The following is a 22,016-nucleotide window of genomic DNA, read 5'->3' as shown; positions in this document are numbered from 1 at the left end:
GGCGTTGGCGTTGGCGTTGGCCGGCGCGCGGTCCGGCACGCGCCACAATGTCGCCCATGCTCACGCTCCAAACCATCCAGGATGCCGCCGCCCGCCTGCGCGGCCATGTGCTCGACACGCCGTGCGTGGAATCCAAGACGCTCTCGCAGATCGTGGGCGCCCAGGTGTTCCTCAAGTTCGAGAACCTGCAGTTCACCGCCTCCTTCAAGGAGCGCGGGGCCTGCAACAAGCTCAGCCAGCTGTCGCCCGAAGAGCAGCAGCGCGGCGTGATCGCGATGAGCGCCGGCAACCACGCCCAGGGCGTGGCCTACCACGCGCAGCGCCTGGGCCTGCGCGCCGTGATCGTGATGCCGCGCTTCACGCCGGGCGTGAAGGTGGAGCGCACGCGCGGCTTTGGCGCCGAAGTGGTGCTGCACGGCGACACGCTGGAGGAATCCCGCGCCCACGCCTATGCATTGGCCGAGGAGCGTGGCCTGACCTTCGTGCACCCCTACGACGACGAGGCCGTGGCCGCCGGCCAGGGCACGCTGGGCCTGGAGATGCTGCAGGCCGTGCCGGACCTGGACACCCTGGTCATCGCGGTGGGCGGCGGCGGACTGATCTCCGGCGTGGCGACGGCCGCCAAGGCGATCCGCCCCGGCATCGAGATCGTAGGCGTGCAGACCGCGCGCTTTCCGGCCATGGTCAATGCCATCAAGGGCACGCAGCATCCGCAGGGCACCTCCACGATCGCCGAGGGCATCGCCGTGGGCACGCCGGGCACCCTCACCCGCGAAGTGATCGCGCGGCTGGTGGACGACCTGGTGCTGGTGCAGGAGGGCGACATCGAGCAGGCCGTGCTCATGCTGCTGGAGATCGAAAAGACGCTGGTCGAGGGCGCCGGCGCCGCGGGCCTGGCAGCGCTCGTGCGCTACCCGGAACGCTTTCAGGGCAAGAAGGTGGGCCTGGTGCTGTGCGGGGGCAACATCGACCCACTGCTGCTGGCCGCCATCATCGAGCGCGGCATGGTGCGCTCCGGGCGGCTGGCCCGCATCAAGGTCAGCGCGCGCGACATTCCGGGCGTGCTGGCCCGCATCACCGCCACTGTGGCCGAGGCCGGCGCCAACATCGAGGAGGTGCACCACCAGCGGGCCTTCACCATGCTGGCCGCCCAGAACGTGGAGATCGAACTCGTGCTGCAGACGCGCGGCAAGGCGCACGTGCAGCAGGTGCTGGAGCAATTGCGCGCGGCCCACATGGAGGCCGACCTGATCTGAGGCACCGAAAGGCGTCCGCTCCGAACCGCGGGGTTTTTGTAGGAGAAACGCGGTTTTTTGCCGAAATTCCCCGCTGAATACACGGCGTTGCATGGGATGGCGCGCGGTTTTCGGCACACTGCTGGCCCATGCAGCAACCAAAACGACGCCACTTCCTGCGCACCCTCGGCCGAGGCGCCGCCCTGGCTTCGGCCGGGACCCTCGGCCTGAACTGGACCCAGGCCTTCGCCACGCTCAAGCCCCTGGGCAAGCCGCAGCCCTTCGATTTCGCCGCGCTCAAGGGCCAGGCCCGCGCCCTGGCCGCCAAGGCTTACGAGCCGTACCAGGGCACCCTGCCCCCCTCGGTCACGTCGCTCGACTGGGACCAGTACCAGTCCATGCAGTTCCGGCCCGACCACTCGCTGTGGGCCGACGAGAAGCTGCGCTTCCAGGCCAAATTCTTCCACCTGGGCCTGTTCTTCAAGAAGCCCGTGCACATGTACGAACTGGCCAACGGCCAGGCGCAGGAGCTGGCCTATGACCCGGCCATGTTCGACTACGGCAAGAGCGGCCTCAAGGCCGGCGACCTGCCTGCCGACCTGGGCTTCGCGGGCTTTCGCCTGAACTTCCACACCGACCCCGTGCGCGACGTGGCGGCCTTCCTGGGCGCCAGCTACTTCCGGGCCGTGGGCGGCGAGTGGCAATACGGCCTGTCGGCCCGGGGCCTGGCCATCGACACCGGCATGCAGCGGCCGGAAGAATTTCCCGACTTCACCGCGTTCTACCTGGAGCGGCCGGCCTCGGGCTCCAACACCGTGGTCGTGCTCGCCCTGCTCGACTCCCCCAGCGTGGCCGGCGCCTACCGCTTCGCAATCACCCCGGGCGACACGCAGGTCATGGAGATCGACGCCGCGCTGTACCCGCGCAAGGAAATCGAGCGCATCGGCATCGCCCCCTGCACCAGCATGTTCCAGCACGGCGAGAACGACCGCCGCATGGCCAACGACTGGCGGCCGGAAATCCACGACTCCGACGGCCTGTCGATGTGGCGCGGCAACGGCGAATGGGTGTGGCGCCCGCTCACCAATCCGCCGAACCTGCAGTTCAACGCCTTTGCCGACCAGAACCCGCGCGGGTTCGGTTTGCTGCAGCGCGACCGCAACTTCGACCACTACCAGGACGACGGCGTGTTCTACGAGCGCCGGCCCTCGCTGTGGGTGGAGCCCAAGGCCGACTGGGGCGCGGGTTCGATCCAGCTGGTGGAGATCCCCACCATCGACGAGACCTTCGACAACATCGTGGCGTTCTGGAACCCCGAGCGCAAGCCGAAGGCGGGCGAAGAGCTGCTGGTGGGCTACCGCCTGTACTGGGGCGCGCACCCACCGGCCCGTCCCGCGCTGGCCGGCTGCGTGGCCACGCGCACGGGCCTGGGCGGCGTGGTGGGCCAGCCGCGCAAGTACTTTTCGTGGCGCTTCGCGGTCGACTTCGCGGGCGAGAACCTCGCGGCCCTCGGCCGGGACGCCAAGGTGGAGCCCGTGATCACGGTGAGCCGCGGCAAGGTCGAGATCACGTCGGCCCGCCCCCTGGACGCCGTGAACGGCTGGCGCGCGATGTTCGACATCCGGCCCGAGGACGACAGCACCGAGCCCATCACCATCCGCCTGTTCCTGCGCGTGGGCAAGGAGCCGATCACCGAAACGTGGCTCTACCAGTGGGTGCCACCGGCCCCTGCGGACCGCAAGCTGGTGTGACACCCGTCGAAACCCTGTGGCGGCCGCCCGGCGGCTGCCGCTAGAATTTCATCACTTTTTGAGGCAGCCACCAGGAGAACCCATGGCCCACGACACGACCACCACCCCGCACGTTGGCGAACACCACCATGCCCCCGATGGCGTCGAAGCCGTGGTCCCGCTGATGCCCATCGTGCTGCCCGTGGTGGGCGGCGTGCTGATGTTTCTGCTGGCCTTCATCGCCATCTACATGGCCTGAGCGCCGGACCCTCCCCTTCGCAGAGCCCCGCGCCGCGGGGCTTTTTTACGCCCACGTCCTTCAAAGGAACACACCATGAGAGCCGGCCACGCCCTGGTCCTTTTTTCCGGTGGACAAGACTCCACCACCTGCCTGGCCTGGGCACTGACCCACTTCGAGCGGGTGGAAACCATCGGCTTCGACTACGGCCAGCGGCACCACGTGGAGCTTCAGGCACGGCAGGAGGTGCTGGCCGCGCTGCGCGCCGAGTTCCCGCAATGGGCCGGCCGCATGGGCGAGGACCACATGGTCGATCTCGCGGTGCTGGGCCAGATCAGCGACACCGCGCTCACGCGCGACACCGCCATCCAGATGACCGAGGCCGGGCTGCCCAACACCTTCGTGCCTGGCCGCAACCTGCTGTTCTTCCAGCTCGCCGCCGCGGTGGGCTACCGGCGCGGGCTGCACACGCTGGTGGGCGGCATGTGCGAAACCGATTTCTCGGGCTACCCCGACTGCCGTGACGACACGCTCAAGGCCTTGCAGGTGGCGGTATCGCTGGGCATGGGGCAGCGCTTCACCTTCGAGACGCCGCTCATGTGGATCGACAAGGCCGCGACCTGGGAGATGGCGCGCCAGCTGGGCGGCGATGCGCTGGTGGACCTGATCGTGCAGCGCTCCCACACCTGCTACCACGGGGTGCGCGACACGCTGCATGCCTGGGGTTACGGCTGCGGCACCTGCCCGGCGTGCGAACTGCGCCGCGCAGGCTACTTTCAGTGGACGGGGCTGCCGCCAGGCCCTTGACGACCGCGGAGATGCGCCACTTTCCGGCCGTCTCCGCACATTCCCTGTGTCCCCACCCGGCGTCGAATGCCTCGCGACGCAAGGGTTTTCACCCAGCGCGCGGGCGTTGTTGGTCCGGAGTCGTTCTGCTAGCATCAATTCACTTACCGGCCGGCATGTAAAAAACAGATCGCTCACGGAATCAGGGCGACGCCGCAGAGAAAGAGGAAGACAAATGCAGGGTTTGATGCAATCCGGAGCACTGCTCATCTCCACATTGCTGGAGCACGCGGCTCGCCACCACGGCGACGTGGAGATCGTCTCCCACGTCGACGCGCACACCAGCCTGCGCACCAGCTGGGGCGAAGTGGGCCACCGCGCGCGGCGCCTGGCCAGCGCCCTGCACGCCTGCGGTCTGCCGCAGGGCGCGCGGGTCGGCACGCTGGCCTGGAACACGCACCGGCACCTGGAGCTGTACTACGCGGTCTCGGGCATGGGCGCCATCCTGCACACCGTGAACCCGCGCCTGTTCCCCGAGCAGATCAGCTACATCGTCAACCACGCGGCCGACGAGTACCTGTGCTTCGACCCGGACTTCTCGCCGCTCGTGGCCCAGATCGCGCCGCACCTGCCCTCCGTCAGGGCCTACGTGGCCCTGTGCCGGCGCGACCAGTTGCCGGCGGTGGACCTGCCCGCGCCGCTGCTGTGCTACGAAGACCTGGTGGACGCGGGCGACGCCGCTTTCGCCTGGCCCGCGCTGGACGAGAACACCGCCTCGTCGCTCTGCTACACCTCGGGCACCACCGGCCACCCCAAGGGCGTGCTGTACAGCCACCGCTCGACGGTGCTGCATTCGTGGACCGCCTGCGCCACGGACGGCCTGGGGCTGGGCGCGCGCGACAGCGTGCTGCTGGCCGTGCCCATGTTCCACGTGAACGCCTGGGGCATTCCGTATGCCAGCGCCATGAGCGGCGCCAAGCTCGTGCTGCCCGGCCCCAACCTCTCGGGCGAGCGCCTCTTCGCGCTGCTGCGCGACGAACAGTGCACGCTCTCGCTGGGCGTGCCCACGGTGTGGCTGGGCTTCTTCCAGCATGCCGAGGCGTTGCCCGCCGCCGAGCGCGCGGCGCTGCGGCTGCAACGCGTGGTGGTGGGCGGATCGGCCGCGCCGCTCGCCATCATCGAGAAATTCGACCGGCTCTTCGGTGCGTTCGTGATCCAGGCCTGGGGCATGACGGAGACCAGCCCGCTGGCCACCATCGGCAACCTGCTGCCCCGGCACGCGGATCTGCCCGCCGAAGGGCGCCACGCCGTGCAGGCCCGCCAGGGCCGCGCCATCTTCGGCGTGGAGATCGCGGTGTTCGACGCCGAGGGGCGCCAGCGCGCGCAGGACGACCGCACCCCCGGCGATCTCAAGGTGCGCGGGCCCTGGGTGGTGTCGGCCTACTACGGCCAGGAGCCGGGCGCGGCCCTGGATGCGGACGGCTGGTTCGCCACCGGCGACGTGGCGCTGATCGACGCCGAGGGCTACGTGCAGATCACCGACCGCTCCAAGGACGTGATCAAGTCCGGCGGCGAATGGATTTCCTCCATCGACCTGGAGAACCTGGCCGTGGGCCACCCCAAGGTCCAGGAGGCCGCGGTGATCGGCGCCTACCACAGCAAGTGGCAGGAGCGCCCCCTGCTCATCGTGGTGCCCAAGGCGGGCGAGTCGGTGAGCGGCGCGGAGATCCTCGACTTCATGAAGGACCGCATCGCGCGCTGGTGGATGCCCGACGACGTGGTGTTCATCGACGCGCTGCCCCACACCGCCACCGGCAAGCTGCAAAAGACGCGGCTGCGCGAATTGTTCCGCGACCACCGCCTGCCCACCGACGCGGCCTGAGCCCACGCCCCGCGGCCCCTGCGGGCCGCTGGCATCGCACACCCCGCGGACGGCGGGGCCCTGGATGCATCCGTCCCGACCGAAGACACGCACACACCAAGGAGACACACCCATGCCATTGCCCAGCTCCCGCCTTGCCCTTGCCGCCCTGGCCCTCGCCTGCGGCGCAGCGGCCCACGCCCAGATCAGCGACGATGTGGTGCGCATCGGTGTCATGGCCGACCAGACCGGCCCCTACTCGGGCAACGGCGGCCCCGGCTCCACGCTGGCCGTGCGCATGGCCACGGAGGACTTCGGCGGCGCCGTGCTCGGCAAGCCCGTCGAGGTGGTCGTGGCCGACGACCAGAACAAGCCCGACGTGGGCCTGAACATCGCGCGCAAGTGGCTCGACACCGAGAAGGTGGACACCATCGTCGGCGGCTCGGCCTCGTCGATCGCGCTGGGCATCTCCAGCCTTCTCAAGGAACGCAAGAAGCCCTACCTGATCGCGGGCACGGTGAGCGCGGAACTGACCAACAAGTCCTGCTCGCCGATGAACTTCCAGTTCCTTACCGACACCTATGCGCTGCCCAAGGCCGGCGTGCAGAGCCTCATGAAGCAGGGCATCAAGAGCTTCTATTTCATCACCGTGGACTACGCCTTCGGCCAGGCCTACCAGGACGATGCGACGCGCTTCATCCAGACCGCCGGCGGCAAGGTGGTGGGCTCGGTCAAGCACCCGCTGGGCGCCACCGACTTCTCGTCGTACCTGCTGCAGGCGCAATCCAGCGGCGCGCAGGCCATCGTGATCCTGAACGCGGGGCTCGATCTGTCGAACGCCCTCAAGCAGGCCGCGGAATACAAGATCACGCGCGGCGGCCAGGTGGTGACGGTGTTCGGCATGACGATCAACAGCGTCTCGGCCATGGGACTGGACGTGGCCCAGGGCCTGCAGCTGACGCTGCCGTTCTACTGGGACCGCGACGAGGCCTCGCGCGCCTGGGCCAAGCGCTTCATGGCGCGCAACAAGGGCGTGGTGCCCACCTACATCCACGCGGGCGCCTACAGCGCCGCCTGGCACTACCTGCAGGCCGTGAAGGCCGCAGGCACCGACGACGGCGCCAAGGTCGCGGCCAAGATGCGCGAGCTGCCCATCAACGACTTCTTTTCCAAGGACGTGAAGATCCGCGAGGACGGCCAGGCGCTGCGCACGGTGTACGCCATACAGGTCAAGAAGCCCTCCGAGTCCAAGGGCCCCAACGACTTCTATACGGTGCGCGGCGAGATCCCGCCCGAGCAGACCTGGCGCCCGCTGTCCGAGAGCAGCTGCGACTACATCAAGGCCGCCGCCAAGTAGGCCCGCGCCCGGCCGATACGCAGCCCGAGCCCTTCCATGCCCCTTCGCATCGACATCCTGGCCCCGCAGCGGGACCTGCTGGGCGAATGCCCACTGTGGGACGCGCGCACCCAGTCGCTCTACTGGATCGACGGGCGCGCCGGCATCGTGCGGCGCCACAGGCCGGCCACCGGGGCCGGCGCGCAGTGGCAACTGCCCCAGCACATCGGCGCGATCGCGCTGTGCGACAGCGGCCGGCTGCTGCTGGCGCTGGAGGACGACTTCCAGTACCTGGACCCGGACACGGGCACCCTCTCGCCCCTGGGCGTGCGGGTAGCGCACGGCGCCGACCGGATGCGCCTGAACGACGGCCGCACCGACCGCAACGGGCGCTTCGTGGTCGGATCGATGACGCTGGGCCGCATGGCGCCCGAGGGCGCGCTCTACCAGCTCGGCGCGCACGCCGTGCGCACGCTGGACACGGGCATCCACGTGGCCAACGGCACCTGCTTCAGCCCCGATGGGCGCTGGCTGTACTTTGCCGACAGCCCCACGCACCAAGTGCGCCGCTACGCCTACGACGCCGCCACAGGCGACATCGGACCGGCTGAAGTGATGGTGGACACGCGCGCGCTGGGCTCCGTGCCCGACGGCGCCACCGTGGACGCCGAGGGCTGCCTGTGGGTGGCGCTGGTGCAGAACGGCCAGCTCGCACGCTTCACGCCCGACGGGCGGCTGGAGCGCCGCATCCAGCTGCCGGTGACCTTCGTGACCTGCCCCTGCTTCGGCGGCCCCGGGCTGGACGTGATCTACCTCACCTCCATCCGCGACAGCGGCAACCTGCTGCGCAGCGACCACCCCGACGCGGGCGCCGTGTTCGCCATCCACGGCACGGGCGTGCGCGGGCTGGAGGAAGCCCGCTTCGCCGACCTCCCCTCTCACCATTCGACAAGGACCCCTCAATGACCACCCGACGTTTCGAAGGCAAGGTTGCCCTCATCACCGGCGGTGCGCGCGGCATCGGCCGTGCCATCGCCGACGCCATGGCGGCCGAAGGCGCCGCCGTCGGCATCCTGGACCGCGCCGAGGACATGGCGCACGAAGCGGCCGAGCAGTTGCAGGCGCAGGGGCTGCAGGCCATGGCCTTCGGCGGCGACGTGGCACGCCGCGCGAGCTTCAGCGACGCCGTGGGTGCGCTCAAGGAGCGCTTCGGCCGCCTGGACGTGCTCGTGAACAACGCCATCTGGGTGCGTTACGGCCCCATCGACGCCATCACGCCCGAGATGCTCGATCGCATGGTGGGCACGGGCTTCAACTCGGTGGTCTGGGGCATCCAGGTGGGTGCCGAGGCCATGGAGGCCGGCGGCAGCATCGTCAACATCGCCTCGTCGGCCGCCTTTCTGGGTCTGCCCGAGGGCATGCTGTACTGCGGCGTGAAGGCCGGCGTGCTGGGGCTGACCCGCTCGGCCGCCGTGGACCTGGGACCGCGCGGCATCCGCGTCAACGCCATCTGCCCGGGCTCGGTGCTCACCGAGGGCGTGAAGATCAACGTCGATGCCGAAAAGGCCAAGCTGCGCATCGCCAAGACGCCAATGAAGCGCCTGGGCGAGGTGGAGGACATCGCCAAGGCCGCATGCTTCCTGGCGTCGGACGACGCCAGCTTCGTGACCGGCGAGTCGCTGCTCGTGGACGGCGGCGTCACCCATGCCTTCCTCTGAGCCGCCCAACGGCCGCCCCGCCATGGACGCCCCCTTCATCCTCGAAGCCCGCCAGCTCAGCCGGCAGTTCCGCGGCTTCTACGCCGTCAAGGACGTGGACCTGCGGGTGCGCCGGCACTCGGTCCACGCCCTCATCGGGCCCAACGGCGCAGGCAAGACGACCTGCTTCAACCTGCTCACCACCTTCCTGCGGCCGTCTTCGGGCACGGTGGTCTTCAACGGCCGCGACATCTCGCGCAGCGACCCGGCTTCCGTGGCCATGGCGGGCCTGGTGCGATCGTTCCAGATCTCGGCCGTCTTCGGACAGATGACGGTGCTGGAGAACGTGCGCGTGGCGCTGCAGAAGCGCCACGGCGGCACCTTCGCCTTCTGGCGCAACGTGAAGGTCCTGCGCACGCTGGACGCGCGGGCGCTGGAGCTGCTGGAACGCGTGGGCCTCACGCGCTGGCGCGACACGCCCGCCGGCGAGCTGCCCTACGGGCGCAAGCGCGCGCTGGAGCTGGCCACCACCATCGCCATGGAGCCCGAGATGATCCTGCTGGACGAGCCCATGGCGGGCCTGGGCCACGAAGACATCGGCCCGGTGGTGGCGCTGATCCGTGAGGCCGCGCGCGGACGCACGGTGCTCATGGTCGAGCACAACATGAAGGTCATCGCCGAGCTGTGCGACCGCGTGACCGTGCTGCAGGCCGGCCAGGTGCTGGCCGAGGGCAGCTATGACGAGGTCTCGCGCGACCCGCGCGTCATCGAAGCCTACGTAGGAGGTACCCATGCCTGAGGCCCACGACGCGCAGCCCCTGCTGCAGGTGCGCGGCCTGCGCGGCTGGTACGGCGAAACCCTGGCGCTGCAAGGCATCGACCTGGACGTGAACGAGGGCGAGGTGGTGTGCCTGCTGGGGCGCAACGGCGCCGGCAAGACCACCACGCTGCGCGCCATCATGGGACTGCTGGGCCGGCGCGAGGGCCGGATCACGCTGCGCGGCCTGCCCACCGAGGGCCTGCCGCCCGAGGCGATCGCGCGCCTGGGCGCGGCCTACTGCCCCGAAGAGCGCGGCATCTTCGCCAGCCTTTCGACCGAAGAGAACCTGCTGCTGCCGCCGGTGCTGCTGCCCGGCGGCCTGAGCGTGGCCGAGATCTACACGCTGTTCCCCAACCTGCAGCAGCGCCGGCACAGCCCGGGCACCCGCCTGTCGGGCGGCGAGCAGCAGATGCTGGCCATCGCCCGCATCCTGCGAACGGGCGCCAAGCTGCTGCTGCTGGACGAGCCCACCGAGGGCCTGGCGCCGGTGATCGTCGAGCGCATCGGCGCCACCATCCGCATGCTGCGCGAGCGCGGCTTCACCGTGCTGCTGGTGGAGCAGAACTTCCGCTTCGCCTGCGCGCTGGCCGACCGCTTCTACGTGATCGAGGAAGGCGAGGTGGCGGGCCACTTCCGCCGCGACGAACTCGACACGCAGCGCGAACACATCGAGTCGCTTCTGGGCCTGTGAGCCCTTCTTCACCCAACGCAGGACGGACAACACGATGGACGGGCTATTCGGAATCCCCTGGGCTGCACTGATCGGGCAGCTTCTGGTCGGGCTCATCAACGGCGCCTTCTATGCCCTGATGAGCCTGGGGCTGTCGATCATCTTTGGACTGCTGCACGTGGTCAATTTCGCCCACGGCGCTCAGTACATGCTGGGCGCTTTCGTGGCGTGGGGGCTGCTCGAATACCTGGGCATCGGCTACTGGCCGGCGCTCGTCATCGCGCCGCTGGTGGTGGCGGGCTTCGGGGTCGTGTTCGAGCGCCTGATGCTGCGCCGGCTGTATGCGCTGGACCACGTGTACGCGCTGCTGCTGACCTTCGGCGTGGCGCTGCTCATGGAGGGCGCCTTCCGCCTGCAGTTCGGCGTGAGCGGCCAGCCCTACCCCAACCCGCTGACGGGCGGCATCGACGTGGGCGTGACCTTCCTGCCGCTGTACCGCGTGTGGGTGATCGCCGCGGCGCTGGCGGTCTGCCTGGGCACCTGGTTCTTCATCGAGAAGACCAAGCTGGGCGCGTACCTGCGCGCGGCCAACGAGAACGCCCCGCTGGTGCGCACCTTCGGCATCAACGTGCCGCGCATGCTCATGCTCACCTACGGGCTGGGCGTGGGCCTGGCGGGCCTGAGCGGCGTGATGGCCGCGCCGATCTACCAGGTGAGCCCGCTGATGGGCTCGAACCTGATCATCGTCGTGTTCGCGGTGGTGGTGATCGGCGGCATGGGCTCCATCCTGGGCTCCATCGTCACCGGCTTCGCGCTGGGCGCCATCGAGGGCCTGACCAAGGTCTTCTATCCCGATGGCGCGGGGGTGGTCATCTTCGTGGTGATGATCCTCGTGCTCGCCGTCCGTCCCCATGGCCTCTTCGGCCGTGCCCACTAGGAGTCGCCATGGACCTGCTGAGTCGACGCACCCACAACGCGCTGCTGCTGGCCGCCCTGGCCTGCCTGGCCGCCGCGCCGTTCGTGGTGTATCCCATGTTCCTCATGAAGCTGATGTGCTTCGCGCTGCTGGCGGCATCGGTCAACCTGCTGGTCGGCTACGTCGGCCTGCTGTCGTTCGGCCACGCCATGTTCTACGGCACCGCCGGCTACATCACCGCGCACGCGGTCAAGGTCTGGGGTTGGGAGGGCCTGAGCGGCATCGCCCTGGGCGCGGCCGCGGCCGCTGTGCTGGGCCTGCTGACAGGGCTGCTGGCCATCCGCCGCCAGGGCATCTACTTCTCGATGATCACGCTGGCCTTCGCGCAGCTGGTGTACTTCATGGCGCTGCGCCTGCCGTTCACGGGCGGCGAAGACGGCATCCAGAACATCCCGCGCCCCACCGTGCTGGGTCTGTTCTCGCTGGAGAACACGCTGGTGCTGTACTACTTCGTCACGGTGCTCATCGGCGGCGCGTTCTGGCTGATCCACCGGCTGGTGCACTCGCCCTTCGGGCAGGTGCTGCGCGCCATCCGCGACAACGAGCCGCGCGCCCAGAGCCTGGGCTACCGCGTCAACCGCTACAAGCTGCTGGCCTTCGTGCTGTCGGCCGCCATCGCGGGCTTCGCGGGCTCGCTCAAGGCGCTGGTGTTCCAGCTCGCCTCGCTGACCGACGTGCACTGGGCCACCTCGGGCGAGGCCCTGCTCATCTGCATCGTGGGCGGCATGCAGACGCTGCTGGGCCCGGTGGTGGGCGCCATGGTCATCGTGACCATGGAGAACTACCTCGCCTCGTTCGCCGAGTGGGTGCTGATCCTGCAGGGCGTGGTGTTCGTCATCGTGGTCATGCTGTTCCGCAAGGGCATCGTCGGCCAGTTCCAGGCCTATCTCGCCAGCCGTCGCCAGCGCGGCGCGGCACCGCTGTAGGGAGACCCCATGCCAGCCCATGCACTTCCCCCCACTTGGCCGGCCACCCCCGGGCTGCTGGCCGGCCGCCTGGCCCTTGTCACGGGCGCGGCCAGCGGCATCGGCCGCGCGGTGGCCGTGGCCTTCGCCCAGGCCGGCGCGCGCGTCATCGTGACCGACCTGCAGGCCGATCGCTGTGCAGACACGCTGCGCGATGTGCGCGCCGCCGGCACCGAGGGCTGGGCCTGGGCGCTCGACGTGTCCGACGCCCAGGCCTGCCATGACCTCGCCACGCAGGTGGCGCAGTCGGTCGGCGATGTGGACACGCTCGTCAACAACGCGGGGGTGATCATCCGCGAAGGCATCGACAGCCCGCGCGCCGCCGAGAACCTGCGCCGCACGATGGACGTGAACCTCTTCGGCGTGTTCCACACGGTGCACGCCTGGCTGCCCGCGCTGCGGCGCACGCGCGGCAGCATCATCAATGTGGCCTCGGGCGCGGCATTCATCGCGCAGGGCGGTGCGCTGGGCTACTCACCCTCGAAGGCGGCGGTGAAGATGTTCACGCAGACCCTGGCGCTCGACCTCGCGCCCGATGGCATCCGTGTCAACGCGCTGGCGCCGGGCGTGATCGACACACCGATGACCGAGGCCACGCGCGCCAACCCCGAGCGGCTCGCGCGCTTCATGCAGCGCATTCCCGCCGGCCGACTGGGCCAGCCGCACGAGCTGGCGGGGCCGGCGGTGTTCCTGGCCTCGGACATGGCGAGCTTCGTCAATGGCGTGACGCTGCCGGTGGACGGCGGCACGCTGGCCGTCTGAGGCAGGCGTGCACGGGCCGCGCGGGCACCCGGAAATCATGGATGTGATGTTGCAGGCCCCACCCGTGCATTTGCTTGATGCGCGCACGGCGCGAACGCATCATTTCCCGCAGGACAGACCGCACGCCGCAAGCGCCAGCGCAGCGCCGGTGGCGACCTGACCCCATCTGAAACCATCCGCGGCACGGACCATGCCGCCCCCCAGAGGAGACAACATGACAACGCAAACCCCGCACGGGAACGCCAACGCTCCCACCCCGCCCCAGCGCATCGACGTCGCCATCGTCGGCGCGGGCTTCGGCGGCATGTACGCCGTGTACAAGTTCCGGGAAATGGGCCTGAAGATCCAGGGCTTCGAGGCCGGCGGCGACGTGGGCGGCGTGTGGTACTGGAACCGCTACCCCGGCGCGCGCGTGGACCTGCCCAGCATCGACTACAGCTTCTCCTTCTCGCCCGAGATCGAGCAGGAGTGGACCTGGTCGGAGCAGTTCGCGGCCCAGCCCGAGCTGCTGCGCTACATCAACTTCGTGGCCGATCGGCTCGACCTGCGCCGGCACATCCAGTTCAACACGCGCGTGACCAGCGCCGTGTGGAGCGAGGAGCGCCAGCTGTGGACGGTGAAGACCGACCGCGGGGCCGTCTACGAGGCTACTTACTGCATCATGGCCACCGGCCCGCTCTCCATCCCGAAGGACCCCGAGATCCCCGGCCTGGAGCGCTTCAAGGGCCGCCTGCTGCGCGCGGCCAGGTGGCCGCACGAGCCCGTGCGCTTCGAAGGCCTGCGCGTGGGCGTGATCGGCACCGGCTCCACCGGCATCCAGATCGTGCAGGAGGTGGGCAAGGAGGCCGGCGAGCTGTTCGTCTTCCAGCGCACGCCCAGCTTCACCATGCCCATGCGCAACGAAGACCTCACGCCCGAGTACATGGCCGAGGTCAAGCGCCACTACGCCGGCATCCGTGAGTCCGCGCGCAACAGTGCCGTGGGCGGCGTGCGCCCGCAATCCACCCGCGCGTTTTTCAGCGTGACGCCCCGTCAGCGCCAGCAACTGCTGGAAGATGCCTGGAAGAGCGGCGGCCTGGCCATGCTCGGCACTTTCTGCGACCTGATGACCAACGCCGAAGCCAACGAGCATGTAGCGCAATTCGTGCGCGGCAAGATCGGGGAGGTCGTGAAAGACCCGGTGACGGCCGAGCAGCTCAAGCCGCGCGGCTACCCCATCTTCGCCCGCCGTCCCTGCCTGGACTCCAGCTACTACGAGACCTACAACCGCCCCAACGTGCACCTGGTGGACCTGCTGCACGATCCGATCGTGGAGATCACCGAGAAGGGCGTTCGCACGCAGTCCGGCGAGGTCGAGCTGGACATGCTCATCCTGGCCACCGGCTACGACGGCCTGACTGGCGCAATGCTGGCCTTCGACGTGGTCGGCCGCGACGGCTGCACCGTCAACGGCAAGTGGCAGGACGGCGCGCGTTCCTACCTGGGCCTGATGATGGAGGGCTTCCCCAACCTTTTCATGACCACCGGCCCCAACGGCCCCGCCGCGCTGGCCAACATCATCCGCATCAGCGAAAACGACGTGGACTGGATCGCCGCCGCCATGCAGCACATGCAGGGCCAGGGCCTGGCCACCATCGAGCCCACGGCCCAGGCCGAGCAGGGCTGGATGGACCTGGTCTACACGCTGTCGCAGCGCTCGCTGCTGCTCAAGGCCAAGACCTGGTACGTGGGCGCCAACGTGAAGGACAAGCCGCAGGGCCTCACGCTGTTCACCGGAGGCTTCGCCAAGTACCGCGAGCACTGCGCGGCCGCCGCGCAGGACGGCTACCGCAACTTCACCTTCCAGCGCCCAACCCTGACGCGGCCGGTGCCGCACACAGGCCAGGAAGCCCCGGCCGAAGCAGCGGTGGCGGGCTGACCGTCCGCGCCGCCCCGCCCAATGCGTGCGCTATGCGCGGCCCGGCCCGGGCTGCGGTTGCTCCAGCTGCAGGGCCAGCCGCCGCATGAGCGCGGTGTAGCGCGCCCGGTGGGGCCGCATGCGCTCGATGGCGCCACCCATGCCCAGCACCACGAGGCGGCCCTGCACACGCCAGGGCAGCACCACGCCGATGGTGGCGCCGCCCAGCAGCGGCAGGTTCTCCAGGTAGAGCGCCTTGCGCAGCCGGGCGCCGGCCAGCTCGGGGGCGATGGTCTCCAGCGGCACCCGGTCTTCGCGCCCTTGCACGGCAATGTTGGCGCGGTGCACGAGCTTTTCCACCTCCGCATCGGTGCGGTCGGTGAGCAGCAGCCAGCCCACGGCCGAGCGCGTCAGCGGCCGCAGGCTGCCTTCGTCGGTGTGAAAGCGGATGGCATGCGTGGACTGGATGACTCGGATGTACTGCACATAGATGTCGTTGAGCATGGCGATGGACACCGTCTCGCCCGTGGCGCCGTGCAGGTCGTGCATCAGTTCGAAGACGCGGCCCTGGCCGAACAGTGCCTGCGAGATCCAGTCGCCCAGCGACGTGACGCGCGGCGTGGGGAAGTACAAGCGCTCGGTGCGGTCATAGCGCAGGTAGCCCATGGCGATGAGGTTCTTGAGCAGCACCGTGGTGCTCGACTGGGGGTAGCCCAGCGCCTCGCTGATGTGCTTGAGCGGCAGGGGCGTGCGCACCTGCGCGAAGTGTTCCAGCACCTGCAGCACGCGCGTTGCCGACTTCACCGTGCTGGTGGGCATGGGAAAGCTCCAGAGACAACGCGGCAGGTGCATGGCATGGCCGGCCCATTGTGCGGGCCACCGCCACCACCGGCGGCCCTGCGCGCGACACAGACACAGGCCCGCACGGCGGACCGCTTTCCTTCCCGCAAGCCTTCATTCCAACCCTTGAACCCCATGGCACACCTTCCTTTCCCTTCCATCGGCCAGCCCGGCGTTACCACGCCAGCGGAGGCCTCGTGAACCGCTGCATCATCACCGGCGCCGCGCGGGGCATCGGCCGCGCCATCGCACTGCGCCTGGCGCGCAACGCCGCGCCCCACGGCGGCGCCTGCATCGCTCTGGCGGACCAGCACCTGGCCGAGCTGGAGCCCGTGGCGGCCGAGATCCGGCAACTCGGCGGCACCGCGCTCGTGCTGGGCGGCGACCTGGCCGACGCGGCCTTTCCGGCCCGCCTGTGCGCGCAGGCCGTGAACGCCTTCGGGGGCCTGGACGCCGTGGTCAGCAACGCGGGTTTCGCGGCACCGGGCCCGCTGGCCACGTACGACCCGGCCATGTGGGACCGCGTCTTCGCCGTCAACACACGCGCGCCGCTGTTGCTGGCCCAGGCCGCCTACCCGGCGCTGAAAACCACGCGCGGCACCGTGCTGTTCATCACCTCGATCTCGGGCAGCCATGCCACGCCGCCGCTGGGCGCCTACAGCGCCAGCAAAGCCGCCGCGCTCATGCTGATGCGCCAGATGGCCGCCGAGTGGGGCCCCGAGGGCATTCGCGTGAACGCGCTCTCGCCCGGGCTGACGCTCACGCCGGGCACGGCGGCAGCCTATACCGACCCCGAGGCCCGCACGCTGCGCGAAGCGCGCGTGCCCCTGCGCCGGCTGGCCGAAGCCGATGACATGGCGAGCGTGGCCGCCTTCCTGCTGGGCCCCGACGCGGCCTACGTGCATGGCGCCGAATTGCTGGTGGACGGTGGCCTGGCGCACACGCTCATGGGCTCGCTGCCCATGGGCGGCTGGGGCCGGCCCGCTGCCGGCTGAAACGCCCGCGGGCCCGGCAACCGGCGCGCGCTGCAACGCGGCCGGCGTCCAGAGCCCTGCTGGCCCGCGGGTCATCGCGGCAGGCCCCGTCCCCACCAGGCGGGCCTGCGCGCGACCGCGGGCTCAGAAGGCGTGGCGTACGCCCACGTGCACGGCATCGCTGTTGCCCCCGTCGCCGAGACCGGCCTGCGACGTCGCGCCCGTTAGCGCATAGCCTGCGCCGTTGCGGTTCTTCACCTTGCCGTAGTCCGCATACAGCGTGGTGCGCTTGGACAGGGCATAAAGGTAGGCCACGCCGAACTGCGTGGCGTCGCGGTTCAGCGGGCCGCGGTCATCCACCTTGACAACCTGCGCGAGCACCGTGCTGGACCCGAACGGTACCGCCACGCCCAGCGAGGCGCTTCGGTCGTCCTGCCCGGCGTAGTAGCCCACGGTCGGAATGCCCGCCAACTGCACATTGCCATCGAGTGCCGCATGCACGGCCGGGCTGAGGTCGGCGCCGGGGTTCTTGAATGTCGCAAACGAGCCGAACAGCTTGAAGCCGCCGAAGTTGTAGGCCAGGCTGGAGTTGAGCCAGCGCACCGTGCTCAGGTCCGTGGGATGGCGCAAGGTGGTGTACGCCACCGCGCCGCTGAGCGCCTGGCCGGAATAGAACAACGCGACGGCGGCCTGGTTGGCGGCCTGGGTGCCGCCCGTGGCACTGGTGCGCTCGCCGAAGGAGTACGAGAACTTGCCGATGAATCCGGACAACGACGGCGACTGATACCAGACCGTGTTGTTCGCGCGGCCTGTGGCCGGCTGGATGCCCTGCAGGTTGCCGGCGCCCCCCAAACCGAAGGCATCGCCCACGGCCTGCGCCTCGGAGCTGATCGTGGTCACCGTGCGGCCCAGCCGCACCTCGCCGAAGTCGCCCGTGAGGCTGACCAGGGAACCCCGGCCGAAGAACTTGGCACCTGCGCCCTGGTTCTGCCCCGAGCCACCCGTGTCGGAGTTGATGCCCGCCTCCAGCCAGAAGTTGGCACGCAGCCCGCCGCCCAGGTCTTCGGAGCCCCGGAAACCGAACCGCGATCCATTCATGTGCCCGCTGTCCAGCTTGGTGATGCGCCCGCCTGCGCCGGAGGCATAGGCGATGCTGGTGTCGATCAGTCCATAAAGGGTCACGCTGGATGCGGCGGCGGCCATGCCGCCCGCAGGCGTGGTGATCTGGCGCAGTTCTTCTTTCTGCGCCTGTTGCGCCCACGCCGGCGCTTGGCCACAGGCCCAGGCGGCCATGGCGCCCACTAGCACGCGTGATGGCGTGCCCTGGATGCCCCGGCGAATACGGCCGGCTGTTTTGTTGAATATTTCCGACATCGAATGTCTCCTCACGCAGCAATATGAATCGCCACCCGCCAGGGTTGGCACATGACCGGACACCCACAGCAAAACCATTAATTACCTGTCGACCGGTTAAAAAATGGTAAGAAAAAATCCTATTAATTTCAATGACCTACATAGCAATTGCAGGGTATGCACCGATCGATTACGGGTATTCACCGACCATCAAAGAAACCCATCCGGAAATTCAAAAAATCCAGCGCCAATGGCCCGGATTATTCATCCAGGCCATTATTGAAGCCCAACGAAAATCAGGCGTTGAAATTATCCATCGGGTAATCCAGACAGCAGTGCATACCATGCATCCGCCGGCTTGTGCGCGCCCACAGGCATGCGCACGCCGAAGCGCTGCGCATCGGTGCCCGGGGCGGCGGGCGCCTCGCGAATCCAGTCGTAGACCACGGTGCGGGCCGCCACGCGCCATTGGCCCGCGCGGCGCTCGAAGCGGTCGATGTAGCGGCCGCACAGAAAGGTCTCGGTGGCCTCCCCCTGGGCGCTGGTACCCGTCTGAAAGGCCTGGAAGTAGCTTTCGGCCGCGGCCTGCTCGCCCCGCAGTTCGATCGCGATATTGCCCAGCAGGTGCACCATCCGGCCGCCCCCCGGCAGCTTGTCCAGGGCCCAGTCGATGAATCCCTCCGCACTGCCCTGGTAGGGGCCGTGGCGGTCAGTAGCGTCGGGCCAGTAGGCACTGCGCAGGGCCTCCGCATCGCAGCGGTCGATGCCCCGGCTGTAGCGGTACAGGCACTCGCGGATGGCATCCTTGTCGGCCAGGGCTTGCCACCCGGCCTCCAGCGCCGTCAGGCGCGCTTCAATGGGTGCCATGGGAGTCCCCTAGCGCGGGAGCGCGCACGGCGATCACAGCATCCAGGCAGGCGGCGCCCTGCACACGCACCACCAGCGGGTTGATGTCGATGCTCTCGATCTGATCGGCATGCGAGAAGGCGAACTCCGACAGCCTGCACAGCGCGTCGGCCAGGGCCTGTTCGTCGTACTGCGGGCCGCCGCGCCAGCCGCGCAGCAACTGTGTGGAGCGCACGCGCTCCATCAGCGCCCGGGCCCGCTGCGGCGTGAGCGGTGCCGACGCGAAGGCCACGTCCTTGAACAGCTCCACGGCCGTGCCGCCCGAGCCAAACATCACCATGGGTCCGAAGGTCGGGTCCCGGTGGATGCCGGCGATCAGTTCCACGCCCCCCTTGAGCATGGGCGCCACCAACACGCCATCGAGCCGGGCATCGGGCCGGGCCGATTGCGCGCGCTGCATCAGCGCGGCAAAGCCTTCGGCCACCGCCTGCGCGTCTGGCAGGTTCAGCAGCACGCCGCCCACTTCGGTCTTGTGCACGATGTCGGGCGAGACGATCTTGGCCACCACGGGGTAGCCCATGGCGGAGGCCGCCTCGGCAGCCTCCGTGGCGCTGCGGCAGATCCGCTCGGGCAGCACGGGCAGGCCCGCGGCCGCCAGCGCACGCTTGGCGCCGTCTTCGGTGGCCACGTTCCCCAGTGGTGCGGAAGGCCCGGTCGGCGGGGGCGGCAGGTGCAGGGTACTCCGGCGCTTGTGCACGTGGGCCAGCGCCGCCACGGCCTGCACGGCGCGCGACGGGTCTTCGAACACGGCGATGCCGTGCTGTTCCAGCGTCGCATTCACCTCGGGACGCGAGAGCATGACGAGCACCAGCAGCCGGTGCGGATGGCGCTGCTTGAGCGCGATCAGCTCGGCCTGCGTGGCCGCGAAGCGCTGTGGCGACAGGCCCACATGCGCCAGGTAGGCGAACACGGTGCCGTAGCCGGCCTGGTCCAGCATCAGTGCCACGGTGCGCGGCACGCCCTGCGGCACGGCGGTCACCTGCGCCGTCATGTCCAGCGGGTTGCTGCCACGGCGAACGGCAGCAGCTCCAGCGCCGCGGCCCGCGCGGCGGCCGGCAGCGGCGACAGCTGCAGCCCGCGCTCGCCCGCGTCGTCGGCCATCAGGATGCCGATGCCACCCGAGCCGGTGACCACGCCGACATCGGTGTTCTGCGGCAGCCGGCCCGTGGTGGAGTGCAGGTAGGCGATGTCGAGCATCTCCTCGATTGAAGCGGCGCGCCAGGCGCCGCACTCCTCGAACACCGTGGCGTACACCGCGTCGTCGCCGGCCAGCGAGCCGGTGTGCGTGGATGCGGCGGCCGCGCCCAGTTCCGTGCGCCCCACTTTCATGATGACCACGGGCTTGCCGGCATGCGCGGCCTTGAGCAAAGCGGCGCGCAGGCGATCGCCATCGCGGCAGGACTCGAGCGCCGCGCAGATGACGCGCGTATCGGGGTCGTCCACGAGGTAGTCGATGCACTCGGCGACATCCACGTCCGCCTCGTTGCCCGTGGCCACGATCTTGCTGAAGCCCAGGCCGCGCAGCGATGCCGCGCCGTAGGCGGCCGAGCCGAAGGCCCCGCTCTGGGTGGCCAGGGCGATGGGGCCGGGGCGCGGCTTTAAGCCATTGAGCGCCGTGGAGAAGGTGGCAAAGAAGCGCGTGGGCACGTTCAGCAGACCCAGGGAGTTGGGGCCGACCATGCGCACCCCGGCATCGCGGCACAGGCCCACGATGCGGTCCTGCAGCGCGCGTCCCTCGGCGTCCACCTCGGCAAACCCGGCCGTGAGCACCTGGATGGCCTTCACGCCCTTGGCGATGCTGTCACGCACCGCCGCCTCCACGCCCGCCACGGGCACGCAGATGATGGCGTGGTCCACCGGGTGCGGGATGTCGCGCACGCTGGCGTAGGCCGGCAGGCCCTGGATGGCGTCGCCGCTGCGGTTGACGGGGTACAGCGGCGCCTCGAAGCCCCCTTCGAGCATGAAACGCAGCGGCCTGCCGCCGATGCGTTCGGGGTCCGACGAGGCGCCCACCAGGGCGACCGACGTGGGGTGGAACAGCGGGTGCAACGAATGCATGGGAAAGCGTCCTTCTGTACGGGGGTCTCTGTCTGGTCGGTTCGGAAGGCTGGCGTGGCCGGGCGGCTCATTGCAGCGCGGGCCGCGCCAGGCGGTCCAGGTGCGCGAAGCGATCGCCCCACTGCAGGCTGCAGGCCAGCGCGTGCATGGCCAGACGCGCCGCGGGCAGTTCGCGCGACATGCCGATGCCCCCGTGCAGCTGGATCGCGGACTCGGCCACCTGGCGCCCCGTGACCGACAGGTAGAGCTTGACCAGTGCGATGTCGCGCGGCGAGCCGCTGGCGGAGCCCTCACACAGGTCCAGCACCTGCCGGCGCACCATGCCGCGTACGTTCTCGTAGGCCACGTACATCTCCACCACGCGGTGGCGCAGCGCCTGGAACGTGGCCAGCGCCACGCCGAACTGCACGCGCGTGGTGAGGTACTCGATGGTCTGCTCGATCATCGCGCCGATAGCGCCCACGGTCTGGGCGCAGGCCAGCAGGCCACCGACCGCGCTGGCGCGCTCCACGCGGGTGCACACGTCCTCGCCCTGCGCCAGCACGCTGGACGCCGCCAGCGTGACGCCGGTCAGGGCGATGTCGGCCGTCTGACGCCCGTCGATGCCCAGCCAGGTACTGGCGTGGCCCGGCACCGCATCGCGCGGTGCCAGCACCAGCAGCGGCTGGCCATCGTCCTGTATGGCGACGAACACGAAGTGCGTGGCGGGCTCGGTCAGGTCGGCGCCATGCAGGCGGCCGTTGAGCGTGAGGCGATCGCCATCGCGCACGGCAGCCAGGGGCACCGGGCCCATGTCCAGCACGGGGCAGACCGAGGCCTCGCCCGCGGCCATGGCCCGCAGCACGTTGCTGGCGCCCGGCAGGCCGGCCAGCAGCAGGGGCACCACGGCGCAGCGCGCGGCCAGGGGCTGCG

21 protein-coding genes are annotated in these 22,016 nt (G+C 69.6%); 15 read left to right on the top strand and 6 right to left on the bottom strand.

Annotation, left to right across the window (positions count from 1 at the left end; translation table 11 throughout):
• Positions 1 to 56: 56 nt before the first annotated feature.
• From AC27IO_RS09765 to AC27IO_RS09700, 14 genes are all read left to right on the top strand, one after another.
• Complete coding sequence (locus AC27IO_RS09765; protein WP_284410354.1) at positions 57 to 1,256, top strand: threonine ammonia-lyase; 1,200 nt, start codon at positions 57 to 59, stop codon at positions 1,254 to 1,256.
• A 128-nt stretch (positions 1,257 to 1,384) separates the two neighbouring features.
• Complete coding sequence (locus tag AC27IO_RS09760) at positions 1,385 to 2,986, top strand: OpgD/OpgG family glucan biosynthesis protein (protein WP_498738713.1); 1,602 nt, start codon at positions 1,385 to 1,387, stop codon at positions 2,984 to 2,986.
• An 82-nt stretch (positions 2,987 to 3,068) separates the two neighbouring features.
• Positions 3,069 to 3,224: a hypothetical protein gene (locus AC27IO_RS09755; protein ID WP_272549895.1), complete on the top strand. Its 156-nt coding sequence runs from the start codon at positions 3,069 to 3,071 to the stop codon at positions 3,222 to 3,224.
• 75 nt (positions 3,225 to 3,299) lie between these two features.
• The gene (gene queC / locus AC27IO_RS09750) at positions 3,300 to 4,010 is read left to right on the top strand and encodes a 7-cyano-7-deazaguanine synthase QueC (protein ID WP_487089313.1); all 711 of its coding nucleotides are present in this window, start codon (positions 3,300 to 3,302) and stop codon (positions 4,008 to 4,010) included.
• A gap of 214 nt (positions 4,011 to 4,224) precedes the next feature.
• Positions 4,225 to 5,871, top strand: a complete 1,647-nt coding sequence (locus AC27IO_RS09745) for a long-chain-fatty-acid--CoA ligase (protein WP_498738711.1) — start codon at positions 4,225 to 4,227, stop codon at positions 5,869 to 5,871.
• A gap of 112 nt (positions 5,872 to 5,983) precedes the next feature.
• On the top strand, positions 5,984 to 7,207 hold the full coding sequence (locus tag AC27IO_RS09740; RefSeq protein WP_498738709.1) for an ABC transporter substrate-binding protein: 1,224 nt from the start codon (positions 5,984 to 5,986) through the stop codon (positions 7,205 to 7,207).
• A gap of 36 nt (positions 7,208 to 7,243) precedes the next feature.
• Positions 7,244 to 8,152, top strand: a complete 909-nt coding sequence (locus tag AC27IO_RS09735; protein WP_498738706.1) for an SMP-30/gluconolactonase/LRE family protein — start codon at positions 7,244 to 7,246, stop codon at positions 8,150 to 8,152.
• On the top strand, positions 8,149 to 8,904 hold the full coding sequence (locus tag AC27IO_RS09730; RefSeq protein ID WP_272566107.1) for an SDR family NAD(P)-dependent oxidoreductase: 756 nt from the start codon (positions 8,149 to 8,151) through the stop codon (positions 8,902 to 8,904). Before AC27IO_RS09735 ends, AC27IO_RS09730 begins: the two co-directional genes overlap by 4 nt.
• Before the next feature lie 22 nt (positions 8,905 to 8,926).
• Positions 8,927 to 9,682: an ABC transporter ATP-binding protein gene (locus tag AC27IO_RS09725; protein ID WP_284410349.1), complete on the top strand. Its 756-nt coding sequence runs from the start codon at positions 8,927 to 8,929 to the stop codon at positions 9,680 to 9,682.
• Entirely contained in the window at positions 9,675 to 10,394 is a 720-nt protein-coding gene (locus AC27IO_RS09720) for an ABC transporter ATP-binding protein (RefSeq protein ID WP_498738704.1), read from the top strand. Before AC27IO_RS09725 ends, AC27IO_RS09720 begins: the two co-directional genes overlap by 8 nt.
• 34 nt (positions 10,395 to 10,428) lie before the next feature.
• Complete coding sequence (locus AC27IO_RS09715) at positions 10,429 to 11,310, top strand: branched-chain amino acid ABC transporter permease (RefSeq protein WP_272566111.1); 882 nt, start codon at positions 10,429 to 10,431, stop codon at positions 11,308 to 11,310.
• A gap of 8 nt (positions 11,311 to 11,318) precedes the next feature.
• Positions 11,319 to 12,275 (top strand): branched-chain amino acid ABC transporter permease, encoded by a 957-nt coding sequence (locus AC27IO_RS09710; RefSeq protein WP_284425240.1) that lies wholly within the window; start codon positions 11,319 to 11,321, stop codon positions 12,273 to 12,275.
• Between the two features lie 9 nt (positions 12,276 to 12,284).
• A complete protein-coding gene (locus AC27IO_RS09705) occupies positions 12,285 to 13,076 on the top strand; it encodes an SDR family NAD(P)-dependent oxidoreductase (RefSeq protein WP_498738701.1) in 792 nt (263 codons plus the stop codon).
• Positions 13,077 to 13,290: 214 nt separating this feature from the next.
• The gene (locus AC27IO_RS09700; RefSeq protein ID WP_498738699.1) at positions 13,291 to 14,994 is read left to right on the top strand and encodes a flavin-containing monooxygenase; all 1,704 of its coding nucleotides are present in this window, start codon (positions 13,291 to 13,293) and stop codon (positions 14,992 to 14,994) included.
• A gap of 30 nt (positions 14,995 to 15,024) precedes the next feature.
• Here the strand turns inward: AC27IO_RS09700 and AC27IO_RS09695 are convergent, their stop codons facing one another.
• Positions 15,025 to 15,792, bottom strand: a complete 768-nt coding sequence (locus AC27IO_RS09695; protein WP_498738697.1) for an IclR family transcriptional regulator — start codon at positions 15,790 to 15,792, stop codon at positions 15,025 to 15,027.
• 218 nt (positions 15,793 to 16,010) lie between these two features.
• Here AC27IO_RS09695 and AC27IO_RS09690 point away from each other — a divergent pair, with 218 nt between their 5' ends.
• Positions 16,011 to 16,808 carry an SDR family NAD(P)-dependent oxidoreductase gene (locus tag AC27IO_RS09690; RefSeq protein WP_498738695.1) on the top strand — a complete coding sequence of 266 codons (798 nt, stop codon included), beginning with the start codon at positions 16,011 to 16,013 and terminating at the stop codon, positions 16,806 to 16,808.
• Between the two features lie 123 nt (positions 16,809 to 16,931).
• On the opposite strand, the gene AC27IO_RS09685 is transcribed toward AC27IO_RS09690, so the two are convergent.
• The 5 genes from AC27IO_RS09685 to AC27IO_RS09665 all read right to left on the bottom strand — a co-directional run.
• Complete coding sequence (locus tag AC27IO_RS09685; RefSeq protein ID WP_498738693.1) at positions 16,932 to 18,161, bottom strand: porin; 1,230 nt, start codon at positions 18,159 to 18,161, stop codon at positions 16,932 to 16,934.
• A 288-nt stretch (positions 18,162 to 18,449) separates the two neighbouring features.
• On the bottom strand, positions 18,450 to 19,007 hold the full coding sequence (locus tag AC27IO_RS09680; RefSeq protein WP_498738691.1) for a nuclear transport factor 2 family protein: 558 nt from the start codon (positions 19,005 to 19,007) through the stop codon (positions 18,450 to 18,452).
• Positions 18,994 to 20,037: an acetate--CoA ligase family protein gene (locus AC27IO_RS09675; protein WP_498738690.1), complete on the bottom strand. Its 1,044-nt coding sequence runs from the start codon at positions 20,035 to 20,037 to the stop codon at positions 18,994 to 18,996. Before AC27IO_RS09675 ends, AC27IO_RS09680 begins: the two co-directional genes overlap by 14 nt.
• Positions 20,034 to 21,104 (bottom strand): acetate--CoA ligase family protein, encoded by a 1,071-nt coding sequence (locus AC27IO_RS09670; RefSeq protein WP_498738688.1) that lies wholly within the window; start codon positions 21,102 to 21,104, stop codon positions 20,034 to 20,036. Before AC27IO_RS09670 ends, AC27IO_RS09675 begins: the two co-directional genes overlap by 4 nt.
• 67 nt (positions 21,105 to 21,171) lie before the next feature.
• Positions 21,172 to 22,016, bottom strand: an 845-nt coding sequence (locus tag AC27IO_RS09665) for an acyl-CoA dehydrogenase family protein (protein WP_498738686.1), incomplete at its 5' end; no start/stop codon positions are given.

The organism is Acidovorax sp. KNOB132 (assembly GCF_057541515.1).
Note: the sequence above shows the minus strand (reverse complement) of the source record. Positions and strands in the feature narration are given on the sequence as shown.